Genomic DNA, 12,045 nt, shown 5'->3' with positions numbered 1-12,045 from the left:
TGGCCCGCAGGGCGAAGAGATTTACTGCGACGAGTACGGCCGGGTGAAGGTCAAGTTCTTCTGGGATCGTGAAGGCAAGCGTAACGAGCATTCCAGCTGTTGGCTGCGGGTCGCCACCGGCTGGGCGCATGAGCAATATGGCACTGCAATGATTCCGCGAGTCGGCATGGAAGTGATCGTCGGTTACTTCGAAGCCGATCCGGACCAGCCTTATGTGCAGGCCTGCCTGCCCAATGCCGGTACGCGAGCGCCGCTGAACCTGCCCGCGCAAAACACCCAGACCGTGCTCAAGACCCAAAGCAGCCCGGGCGGCGCAGGTTTCAACGAACTGCGCATCGAAGACCGCAAAGGTGCCGAGTCCATTTCCATCCGCGCCCAACGCGACTGGTCTGAGCATGTACTTAATGATCAGTCGATTCAGGTGGATAACCAGCGCAAGGTCAATGTCACCGGGCTGTCCAGCCATGAGCTGCATGGCGAAGAACACCACCTCACGCATGGGGCACGCAAAACCCAGGTGCTGGCCGATGACTCGTTGACGGTAATTGGCAGTCAGCACATCAAAGCGGCCAATCATCTGGTCAGCGCTGCTACACAGGTGCATCTTCAGTCAAGCGCATATGTGGTCATTGATGCGGGACTCAGCGCCACGATCAAAGCCGGTGGTCACTGGATAAGTATCAGCCCGGCGGGGATTTTCAGCAGCGTGCCTATTCAGCTCGGCGGAGTTCCAGTGCCGGGAATGCCCGCGGTTCCTGGCTTGCCTGCGGCGTTGATACCCCAAGTGGCGTTGCCCGCGAATCCGTCTTTGATTCCAGATGCACAACGCAATGCTATCGGAGGCGGCACCTCGTTTTGCCAGGCGTGTGACGACGCCAGGAAGGCGTCGTCATGAGCAGCGAGCGCTCTGTGCGATCTCAACTGCCTGACGATTTCTCCTGGGATCTGACGGTCGGGCTTCTACTCGATGCCATTCAGGTCAAAAACCTGCTCCAACGCCTGTACCAGTGGAATCCGGCACCTAAGGTGAGCGTGCTTTATCACGGGACCCGGTGGGCTGAAATCAGTCGGCTTTCACCGTGTCTGGTGCGCTTGCATGATGCTGATGACCCCGTTCTTTTGCAGTTTCTGGCCAACACTCAGGCGTTGTGGGGGTATCTGTTGATCTGCGATGGTTCATGGGATGAACTGTTAGCGCACATGCGCTGGCTGACCTGTTTCAAGCCCCCTCACGGCGAAGACATGTATTTACGCATCTCTGACCCCGCAGTAGCGCGTGCGTTATTTGCAGCAGAGCGCGATCCGGGACCGGACCTTTTTGGCCCCTGCCAGCAGATCGTCGTCAGCAACGCCGTCCGTGATGGATGGATACAACTCAAACGCCCCGGCGACAAGTACAACCCGCAGTACGACAAACCGCTTGTGGCAAGTGACGCGCAATGGGCTGCTCTGAAAGGCGTGGCTTTTGACAAATCCATGGGCGAGCTTTACCAGAACATGCAGCGCTTTTTCCCCTACTATTGCGCAGAGCTCACACCTGAGCTGCGCCTGGAACATATCCATCGGCTTGCTCGTTCCGCCATCGATAAGGGCTTCGAGACCGAGCAGGAAATCTGGTTGTACGCCAACGTTTTCGGTTTTCTGAGGGATAGCGTGCTCGAGCAGCACCCGGACATTGCTGAGTTGCTGACAGTCCGTTCTGAACTGAGCATGCTGGAGCGTGTTGAGCGCGCTGCGATGATGGCGGCAGAGATCGCTGCGGGAAACTTGTAGGGGGCACCGAGTTTATGAGGTCAGCGATGGGGGGCAGACAGGCCGCCATCGCTGCCTCGCTTTGCTCGTGAGCTCCTACAGGGGGGCCGTCTGCTGTACCTCGGTAAACCGTGCTGCAATGTTTTGATTGGGCTTTTGCCCGTGCAGGATTTTGACCGCTTGGGTCATACGTTTTAACTTTTCACTGGGCCTGGCCCATTGCTCGGCGGGTAACGGCTCTGACCAGTTTTGCATCGCTTCAGGTATGGCAGCGCGGCCGATGCTTTTGATGTGGCGGATTTCCCATTCGGTGAGGTAGTTGGGCAACGTCCACAAGGTCAGCACGTGGTATGTGTACCACCAGAACGGATAGAAGAAGCCCACCTCGCGATTCTTGCGCCGACGCCGCATCCGCTCCCGTGCGTTGTAAAACGTATGCAGACCTTCGTGGGGCGGATCTCCAGGGTTTTGCAGTTCCAACGGGTCCTGAATTTCCTTGAGGGTGTGAACCTCGTATTCCATGTACGCCCGAATCGCCTCCCAGTTGCACACTGCCAGATCAAACCCGGCGCAAAAAAACTCCAGGCTGTAATGCTCATCGTGGGGCGGATGATAAAACCCGACGCCCATGGCGTAGCGGATGTCCATGCCGTATTGCGTGACCGACTGTGCCTGAACGACCCATGCTGATAGCGATTCCCACGGGACGAAGATGGGCTCTGTTTGTCCGTTGGGGACGAAGCAAACTTCGCGGCGTTGACGGTTGAAGCGGGTGGGGATGACTTCGTGGTATTTGTTGAGGTGGTTGAAGGTGATGATGAGGTAAAGACCAAAGCTAAACGCCGCGGCCCATCCTCCGATCTCCAGACCTTGAGGAATAAGCTCAGCGATGTATGTCGCAGCTCGTTCTGGACCTCCCCCGTCCACGATGGTGAGCAGCCAAGTAAAACCGGGGATCACTAAGCTAAACCACCATACGGCCCAAAACGGTGCTCCTAATCCCATCTGCCATGCAAAAACAGAGGGTAGCCCGACGCCAAAGTCCATGCAGGTGTCGTTCACTTCTCCTACTGCGTGTCCGAAATCCTGAGCGGGAAGGTCAGTGGGCAGTGGTAGTGGTGCCAAGTAGATCACCTGACCACTTGGGAAGGTTTCGATCATGCCCGCGTGGGGGGAGTGATGGATCGGGGTAGGTGCTTCAGGGACTATTACTGCCATCTCAGTTCTTCCCCGACGGCATGGTCGCGGGGTAGATACCGAAGTGAGGACACTGATCCCCCTGATGCTCAATATCGACAGCGGGAAAATCACCGCTCTCACCGGTAAGTTGAAAACGCACGTCATATGAATGGCCTTCGTACTGGCCTTCATGTGTCCGATAGCCCAGCAGTATTGACAGCATTAAGTCGCAGCGTCCTGGCGTAGGTGAAGTTAGCAGTCCACTAATATTTGTCAGTCGCAGAATCAAAGGTGTCTCTTGGTAAAGCTGAAAGCTTTCCTCAAGCCCCTTGTTTAAAGGTGTCCATTTTTCTGGGTTGTAGTCTCGGCCATGCTGGGCGCGAACAATCTGATAACCGCCAATTTTGAGCAAGGCTACGCTGGCGTGGCTGTCGATGGGTAGCGCTAGATTATCGGCAGAAAGCTTTGGAAAATGCAGCAGAAAGAGCCTGGGTTTAGGGTTGCTCGGGTCGTCATTCGACGGAACAATCTCCATGCGTGGGGCCTGAATATGGCCATGCAGTTCTTTTTGGTAGTTGCTTAGAGATAGCGAACGACGTCGTTCAGCGTCCTGGCTCCAAGGCGTGCGAAGCAACCAGCGATCATGGCCGCTTAGGTTGTTGCGGTTATAGAACCAGTTGCCAGACAGCTCCAGCGCGGTAAGTAAGATTCCGGCTACGTTGAAGCGGAAAAATACGGTGGAGAGGCGTGTGCCTGCCAGAGCCCATGCCGTAGTTCGCGCTGCGGAACCCGCTTCAGCGGCGAGCACATGCCTGAGGGCTTGAGTGGATTGGACAACGCCGTAGCTATTAGTGGCGATAAAACCACTGTTGCCGAACATACTGATCGCAGCTCCGGTCTGCGCATCGCCGTTGCCATTACGTACAGCATCCGTCCAGTTCTTGTGAGAGCTGTTCAAGCTCATAGCAGCCGCAATTGCTCCAGCGGCATATCCGACTCCTCCGAGCCAGACATGAAGTTTGCCCATCTGCACATGCACGCCCATCAGTTCCGCTTTCTTCAGGTTTTTTGCAAGCTCCGCGGCGTGTGCGCTGAGGGCTGTGTCCGCTATGCCCTGTGCTGCGCCAAACCCTGCTGCTGAAGTCGCAGTTGCCGAGCTCCAGAGGCTAGCCCAGTTTTTAGCTCCATCTGACTGCAGGTCGACTTCTTTTTTCACCTGAACAAAATTCACCACCTGCGCCACAAACACCAACAACCCGGCCCCATCCCCCAGCAACCCCGCTTTCGGCGCAACCGTCACCCCGCGCCGATAGTTATCCAGTACGGTTTTAACTTCCTGATGCTGCTGCGCCGGAAACACCAACGCCAATCCCGGCTTGCCCGATGACGCCGCCTGAAGATGCGCCGTATCCGAAGGCAACTCAGCCAGTGGGCTCATGGCCTTGGCCAGTTGCTCCTCCAGTTTATTCAACCGTTGCTGTGTGGCTTGCCGGGAGATCTTGAGGTTCTCGGCAGCGGTGCTGGTGTGCCAGAGAGGATGTCTGGCTCGGGATTCTTGTGCTTCGTTGTTCAGATAACGCAGGTATTTGCGCTCTTTTTGTACCGCTTTGACGGTCTCGCCCAATGCCTTTAGATCCTCGGCACTGGCGATCTGGAAGGCGACGTTCTCTCGTCGTGCTGCGTCGAGGATGGTGACGCCCGTAGCCTTGGGCAGGCTGCGAAACAGGGCGTCCATGTCGGGCAATTGGCCTTTGTCCATCTGCTGCAAAAACACCTGAAGGGCCTGCTGGATGCCCATGTGCAGTGCCGGGGCGAGGGTGCCCCAGGCGGCGTTGATGATCACCTGCGTGCTGGCCGATAGCCGCTCGGTATTGAGCAAAACCCCGGCGCCCCATTGCTGCAGACGTTCCAGCGAGTCGGGAGCATCCTTGATCAGCAGCCAGCCCGCATTGACGAAGTAGGCAAACTGCACGCCCAGCTCGGTTTGCGCACTCAGGGGCGCGGCGTAGAACATCGGGCGGGTCATGGCCGGGTTGGTATTGAGCCAGGTGAGGACATTCTCGAGAGCGTAGTCACTGCGGCAGATGTCTTTCAGGCAGGCGTATTCGGTGAGCAAGGCGTGATCAACCTGCTCGTTGTCTTCGACGTCGTAATACCAGATGGCGCGATGCAGGCGGTTTTTGAGCAGCAGATCGATGCGATCCTGAGTGATCTTTTCCAGCAGCTCGTTCAGTGGTTGCAGGACTTCGCGTTGTTTCTTGAGAAACGCATCCATGGCCGGACGGTCAATCAGCTCATTAATACCCCGCTGGCCGAATTTTGCGCCGTGGAGCAGTTCCTTCGTGCGCTTGTCCATCTGGCGATAGAGCCGCCAGAGGGGCTGGCGATGTCGGGCAATAAACGCCTGGCTGGTATTGGTAAAACGCTGCTCGAGGTAATACTGCTGAAGGGTGCGTATCCGATCCGCCTCCCCGGCATACGGATTCGACGGATCAGCGCTGGGCGTTATCTGTTTCAGCCTGGCTTGCAGCTCGGCGGGCAACGCTGGGTCATCGACGTTGGGTGCGGGGTGCTGACTGTTGTCCTCGCTCATCACTTCCCGCAAGGTTTTCCGGGTATCACTGCGCTCTGGCTCGGCAAGGTACTCAATATCATCGAGCACCGCTGCAAAAGCGCGATCGGTCTCGGCCCGCTTGCCGAGATCGGCCTCGCTGATCTGAGTGAGCGATTCGATATAACAACCCAGCAAGTAGTCGCGCTCGACCTGGCCTTCCTCGGTTCCGCTTTTCGCCCAGATCTCGATCTGGTCGACTACCTGATCCTGATGCTGCGCCAGATCGCGCATCACACCGACGTCATCGCGAACGGCGAGAAACAGAAAGTCACGCTTATGGGCGGTAGTGATCTGGCTGGTGAACTCTTCAATAATCGTCTGGCGATAAAGCGGCGTGTGTTCCCAGGCGTAGGGAATCTTCTTGGAAATCTCGTCTGGCTTGTCTGCCCAACTGCCGCTGCTTTCAGCCAGCCATATGGCCATCTTCCGGTCGTCGATCAGGTCCCGGGCTTGTCCCTTTTCAATACCTTCAAAGCTGACCCGCTGCATGAAGTACTCACGCTCGGCGGTAACCTTCATCACCTGCGCGCATTTGAAAGCCGTCCACTGGACCTCGGAAAAGGCGACGTGCAGCACGCTGCTGCGAGAGAACGCCAGCGCTGGATCAGTCTCAGTCACATCAGTCCGACGATCCCTGGTGACCTGATCGCCCTTGAACAACAGCGCAGTCACTGAGCCATGGGTTATCTGGTACTCGTGCAGCAGGCCGGTGGAGCTGTCGATGATGTACAGATAGCCATCGCGCAGCAGGCGAAACCCCAAGGGCAAGGCCTGCAATTTGTACGGCATGGTGATTTCGATGGACGGGTCAAGGTCTTCCACCAGCCCGTAACGCACTGGCAGCAGTTGCAGGGTCCGGCTCATCAACGGACAAAATCCGCCCGCATCAGGTGCTTCGGCGGGTCTGGCCTTGGCGACTAGATTGGCCATATGGCCACGCGGCGTAATATGAGGGGCGGTCATGCAGGCTCCTTGCCTTGGGCTGGCGAGTCGAGGAGGCCAGGGTCCAGATGGCGGAGCGCTTAATACTTGAGCCCGACCCTGAGCGAGGGCGGGAGAGTGGCTGATGCGCGGCGGGCCCTCAATGCCCGGAAAGCACTTTGGGAAAAGCCCTACGCAGCACGTCGTAGATTCATACGCCCGCTAACCAACCTGCGGCTTGCGCCAGATTTACTCACAGCCAAGCAAATCCGCGTGTCATTACGCTATAATCCCGCCCTTTAGCTGTTCCTCGCCCCGCTGCGAGGGCACATATTTTTCTCAGGCGTTTGCCGCCTGCATGCAGACTAAAGAGGCTAGACCCCAGTGGCATTGACGATTCTTGGCCTGTCCGGCGCCCTTAGCCATGATCCTTCCGCGGCGCTGTACATAGACGGCAAGCTGGTGGCAGCGGCTGAAGAAGAGCGCTTCGTTCGCGATAAACATGCAAAGAACCGCATGCCCTACGAGTCGGCGAAGTTCTGTCTTGAACAGGCTGGCATCAAGCCATCGGACGTCGATGTAGTGGCGATTCCTTTTGCGCCGATCAGCTTGTTCGGTAAGGCACGCTGGCACTACGCCAAGCGTTACTGGTATGCCCCGGATCGTGCGCTCGACGCGCTGCTGATGGGCAACCGTCGCTATAAGCGTTATCGCAACAAGATCGTCTGGTGCCTTGAGCAACTGGGCTTCGATCCGAAGAAGATCAAGATCGAGCCGGTCGAGCACCACCTGGCTCACGCCTCCAGTGCCTATCACTGCTCCGGCTTTAAAGAGAAAACCGCGATCCTCGGTATCGATGGCAAGGGTGAGTACGCGACCACCTTCTTTGGCTACGGCGAAAACGGCAAGATCCACAAGATCAAAGAGTTCTTCGATCCGGACTCCCTGGGCGGCCTGTATGGCGCGATCACCGAGTTTCTCGGTTTCGAAATGCTCGACGGCGAATTCAAAGTGATGGGTATGGCGCCGTACGGCGATGCCAGCAAATACGATTTCTCGCGTCTGGCGACCTTCGAAAACGGCGAGTTGGTAATTAACACTGAGCTGGCCAACGTCATCGGCCTGCGTCGTTATAAAGAGAAGGGCAAAGGTTTCTACTTCTCGCCAAAACTGATCGAGTGGCTGGGTCCGAAGCGCGAAGGCGACATCGCCGACGAGCCTTACATCCACTACGCCGCAAGCATGCAAGCGCTGTTCGAGAAGCTGGCGCTGCAGATGATGGATCACTATCTGGGTGACATCCTCAAGGAAACCGGCAAGATCGCTTTTGCGGGCGGCTGTGCGCTGAACGTCAAGTTGAACCAGAAAATCATTGCTCGTCCTGAAGTCAAAGAGCTGTTCGTGCAGCCAGCTTCGGGTGATGCGGGCACTGCGGTCGGCGCTGCGGCTTATGTTTCCCATGCTCGTGGTGTGCCGGTCGAGAAGATGGAACACGTCTACCTCGGTCCGTCTTACACCAACGAAGATGTGATCGCTGCCTGCGCTCGTCACCCGAGCAAGCCGGTATGGCGTCAGATTGAAAACACCCCGGAGCGCATCGCGCAAATCATGGTTGCGGGTAATCCTGTGGCCTGGTTCCAGGGCCGTATGGAGTTTGGTCCTCGTGCATTGGGTGGCCGTTCGATCATCGGTTGCCCGAGCGTGGCTGGCGTGGCCGATCGCATTAACCATCAGATCAAGTTCCGCGAGCGCTGGAGGCCTTTCTGCCCGTCGATGCTCGACACCGTTGCGCCGCAAATGATCAAGATTGATCATCCTGCGCCGTTCATGACCTTCACCTTTGAAGTGGCTGAAGAGTGGAAAACCCGCGTGCCTGAGGTTGTCCATGAAGACGGCACTTCGCGCGCCCAGGTCCTGAAGCGTGAATACAACCCGCGCTATTACGACATGATGAAAGCGCTGGAAAACCTGACCGGTAACGGCGTGTCACTGAACACGTCGCTGAACCGTCGCGGCGAGCCAATGATCTGCTCGCCTACCGATGCCTTGAACATGTTCTTTGGCTCGGACCTCGAATACCTGATCATGGAAGATATTCTGGTGGTCAAAGACGGCGTGGAAGCCTATGACACGCTCGGCTGAGCGCCATGTGCTGCAGTTTTGTCACGGTTATGATGGCCCGTTTCTAGACTGTGCCCGGCAATACGCGAGTCTGTTCGTTGGCAAGGGATACCGGGTAACTACGGTATTCCTGACCGGCGCGGCTGATGCCGATGTTGCTGCCGGTTGTGCGTCCGATGAAGTGTTGTTCATGGAGTACCGCTCTGCGGCGATCCGGGGCCTGAAGCTGCGCGCTATTCGTGATTTGCGCGAGATCGTTGCTTCACGCAATTTCAGCTTCTGCATCGCGCACCGTTTCAAACCGGTGTACATCGCGCTTCTGGCGACTCGTCTGCCGGTCATTGGTGTGCACCATGCATTCGCTGACTATCGACGTCGCGGTCGCAAACTCTTCGCACATCTGTTTCGTAGGCGTTTGAGTTTGCTGGGCGTGTCCAACGCCGTACGTGACGACATGCAGAAAAGTCTGCCCGCGTGGCCGACCGGTCGTATCCAGACGCTCTACAACCGTGTTGATATCGAGCACCTGCAAGCCACTCAGCTTTCCGCCGAGCAGGCGCGTAACGAGCTGGGTCTGTCTTCATCCGCCTGGATCGTCGGCAACGTTGGAAGGCTGCATCCAGACAAGGATCAAGCCAGTCTGTTGCGCGGCTTTGCGAAAGCGTTGCCAAGTCTGCCGTCAAACAGCCAACTGGTGATTCTCGGCAAGGGGCCGCTCGAACAGCAGCTCAAGGCTTTGGCCCTGGAACTGGGCATTGGTTCTCAGGTGCTATTCCTGGGACAAGTACCTCAGGCCAGCCTCTACTACAAAGCGTTTGATGTGTTCGCCCTGAGCTCCGATCACGAGCCGTTCGGGATGGTGTTGCTTGAGGCGATGGTGGCAGGTGTGCCTGTGTTGGCGACATCCTGCGGCGGGGCGAAAGAAGTGGTCGAGGGCGTGGGTGTGCTGTTCCCGCTTGGCGATACTGAACGCCTTGCTCACGGGCTGATTCATTTGTCGGCGCTCGATGCTGATCAGCGTCGCGAGTGCGCTGAACTGATGCTGCTGCGTTTGCGCGAGCGTTTTTCTGATCAGGCGGTACGCGAAGTGTTCTGGCGTTTACCTCAGGTCACCAGCCTGATTGCGGAGTCTTGATGCTTAATCGATTTCAAGGCTGGCGCGAGCGCGGCTGGACGCTGATCGATGCGGCTGCTTACCAACAGGCGTGGCACCGTTATGGCGGTAGCGTGGCGACTCACCCGGTGGTGGTCGAGCGCTTGGCAGGCCTGGCACAAATCCCGGTGCGCTACCTGGGCTGGGAAAAAGACGGTGAGATCAAGGCGGCGATCCCTACGTGGGGCCGGTCGCTTGCATTGTCCAAAGACGTGCTGAAAAGTCACGGCAAGAAAGGTCTGTTTGATCTCGGTAATGCCGAGTTGATAGTGCCGATTGCCGCCGATGCACAGGTACCGGTTCGTCACCGCGGGCGTTATTTTTCTGCCCTAAATGAAGGGCGCATCAGCACCCTCAAGCCTCAGGCCGAGTCGTTGGCCATGGCTCGCACACCAGAAGAACTATCGAAGAAGTTCCGCTACAACCAGCGTCGTGAGCTGCGACTGCTGGAGGAAGCTGGCGGCGTTGTGCGTCCAGTAACCGATTTCAGCAGTGCCGAGCTGGCCCGTATGTACTGCGACCTGTTTCAGCGCCGTTGGGGGTTTCCTGCCACCGGTGCCGAACGTATGGCCGAGGTCATTGAGCTGCTGCGCGAACTGTTGATTGGTTCGGTGGTTTTTCTCAATGATTCGCCGATTGCCATCCAGCTGGTTTATCGGGTTGAGGCACCAGAGTGGATCAGCGTCGAGTACATCAACGGTGGGGTTGACCCCGAAACCCGTGAGTTCAGTCCTGGCAGCGTGCTGAGTTTCCTGAACACGCAAAGCGCTTGGGAAGATGCTCGCAATCTGGGCAAGCCGCTGCGTTTTTCATTCGGTCGCTCAGATCGCGAGTACAAGGATCGTTGGTGCAACCCCGTGCCGGTATTCCAGATTTGAGCCGCAAGCAGGCTTTACTCAAGCGCCATCGCCGTAACAAGCGCGTGGCACTGCTGGTCGGGCTGCTTCTACTGATTGTCGTCGGTGTGCTGGTTGCCTGGTGGCTGCCTCTGCTGCTGGCTGTCATTGGCTGGATCGCCCACGAAGCCTGGTTTGCCGATCATCTGTTCTATTCGCCGAAAGACGATTACCGCTATGACTTTCCTGCAGAGGCGGAGGTAGCGGGGGTGAGTCTCAAGGCCCAGACATTACACCTGCAAGCGCCTCTGGAGCTGGCAGGGGATGAAACCCTTGTTCTGGGCGTTGATGTTCAGAGTTCCTGGCTGGGGCGTTTTTTTGATCCTTGCGTTGAGCTGACTGAAGCAGATGTCGCGGACAGTCAGGCCTTCGAACGAGGCGTTGGCGGTATGCGCTACCTCAATCTGACCGGTCTTGGGCGGGCGCTCGCCGAGGGTTCTTTGCGCTTGCGGGGTCGCTTCTGCACCCTGCGCGGTGAACCTCGGCTGTGGGTGTTCCGGCAGACAGATGCCCGCCAGCAAAGGGTCATGGTCATCGCACCTCACGCCGATGACGCAGAGCTGGCAGCTTTCGGCTTGTACAGCCAGGCGGCCGATACCTGGATTGTCACGCTGACTGCGGGTGAAATCGAAGCCGGGCATTACCAGCAAATGGGCATGGATCAGGCCCAGGCTGCGCGTATCAAGGGGCGGCTGAGAGCCTGGGATAGTATCGCCGTGCCACGGTGGGGCGGAGTGCCTGAAGCTCAGTGTGTTCAGCTGGGGTATTTCTGTCTGCAGTTGCCAGCCATGCAGGCAGCGCCGGACCAGCCTGTTGGCTCACGTGAAGCGCAGCTTGCCGATACACGGATGTTTCGTCAGTTCAACAGCATGACGCTGCCCGGCGACGTTGACGGCGCGCCGACCTGGCACAACTTGCTGGCAGATTTGCGGGCGCTGCTTTTGCAGGCGCGACCTCAGGTATTGGTGATGCCTCATCCTGCCATCGATCCTCATCCTGATCATATTTGCGCTCAGGCCGCGGTCCTTGAGGCCTTGGAAGGGCTTGAGTGGCAGCCTGAAGTGATCCTGGGGTATGCCAATCATTTGCACGACAATGACCGCTGGCCCATGGGGAATGCTTATAATGGTGTCTGTTTGCCACCATTGTTTGATGCTTCATTGAAGATGATCCCCTATTGCCTTGAACTGTCGGTTGAGCAGCAGCGTGATAAAGCCATGGCGCTAGGCATGATGCATGATCTGCAGCCACCCATGCCGTTCAAGCGGCGCGTGCGTCGCTGGTTGCAAAAGGTGCTGGCCGGGCGGCGTTGGCCTGCCGAGGGCGAAAACGAATTTTTCAGAAAGGCCGTTCGCCGACATGAACTGTTCTGGCGCAGAGATATCTGATCAGCAGCCTGCGGTACTGCA

At 57.5% G+C, this 12,045-nt stretch carries 8 protein-coding genes; 6 read left to right on the top strand and 2 right to left on the bottom strand.

All coding sequences use genetic code 11. The annotated features are described in order from the left end of the window. A partial coding sequence (locus AUC61_RS07375; RefSeq protein WP_243245305.1) for a type VI secretion system Vgr family protein occupies positions 1–895 on the top strand: 895 nt, incomplete at its 5' end. Next, positions 892–1,773, top strand: a complete 882-nt coding sequence (locus AUC61_RS07370; protein WP_243245304.1) for a DUF4123 domain-containing protein — start codon at positions 892–894, stop codon at positions 1,771–1,773. The genes AUC61_RS07375 and AUC61_RS07370, both read left to right, overlap by 4 nt. A 75-nt stretch (positions 1,774–1,848) precedes the next feature. Here the strand turns inward: AUC61_RS07370 and AUC61_RS07365 are convergent, their stop codons facing one another. Both AUC61_RS07365 and AUC61_RS07360 read right to left on the bottom strand, forming a co-directional pair. Next, the gene (locus AUC61_RS07365; RefSeq protein WP_243245303.1) at positions 1,849–2,913 is read right to left on the bottom strand and encodes a hypothetical protein; all 1,065 of its coding nucleotides are present in this window, start codon (positions 2,911–2,913) and stop codon (positions 1,849–1,851) included. 58 nt (positions 2,914–2,971) lie between these two features. Further along, complete coding sequence (locus AUC61_RS07360; RefSeq protein ID WP_243245302.1) at positions 2,972–6,508, bottom strand: toxin VasX; 3,537 nt, start codon at positions 6,506–6,508, stop codon at positions 2,972–2,974. A 342-nt stretch (positions 6,509–6,850) separates the two neighbouring features. On the opposite strand from AUC61_RS07360, the gene AUC61_RS07355 reads away from it, so the two are divergent. Genes AUC61_RS07355 through AUC61_RS07340 form a run of 4 tightly spaced genes read left to right on the top strand, consistent with a single transcriptional unit; the run spans position 6,851 to position 12,024 of the window. Continuing rightward, positions 6,851–8,608, top strand: coding sequence for a carbamoyltransferase family protein (locus AUC61_RS07355; RefSeq protein ID WP_122663189.1), 1,758 nt, complete (start codon positions 6,851–6,853; stop codon positions 8,606–8,608). Further along, complete coding sequence (locus tag AUC61_RS07350) at positions 8,592–9,722, top strand: glycosyltransferase (protein ID WP_243245301.1); 1,131 nt, start codon at positions 8,592–8,594, stop codon at positions 9,720–9,722. The genes AUC61_RS07355 and AUC61_RS07350 overlap by 17 nt, the downstream gene beginning before the upstream one ends. Continuing rightward, positions 9,722–10,618, top strand: a complete 897-nt coding sequence (locus AUC61_RS07345; RefSeq protein WP_243245300.1) for an antimicrobial resistance protein Mig-14 — start codon at positions 9,722–9,724, stop codon at positions 10,616–10,618. The genes AUC61_RS07350 and AUC61_RS07345 overlap by 1 nt, the downstream gene beginning before the upstream one ends. Continuing rightward, the gene (locus tag AUC61_RS07340; protein ID WP_243245322.1) at positions 10,615–12,024 is read left to right on the top strand and encodes a PIG-L deacetylase family protein; all 1,410 of its coding nucleotides are present in this window, start codon (positions 10,615–10,617) and stop codon (positions 12,022–12,024) included. The genes AUC61_RS07345 and AUC61_RS07340 overlap by 4 nt, the downstream gene beginning before the upstream one ends. Positions 12,025–12,045: the final 21 nt, after the last annotated feature.

The organism is Pseudomonas maioricensis (assembly GCF_022790535.1).
GTDB lineage: Bacteria > Pseudomonadota > Gammaproteobacteria > Pseudomonadales > Pseudomonadaceae > Aquipseudomonas > Aquipseudomonas maioricensis.
The sequence above is the reverse complement of the archived record's forward strand: the minus strand, read 5'-3'. Positions and strand labels throughout refer to the sequence as shown.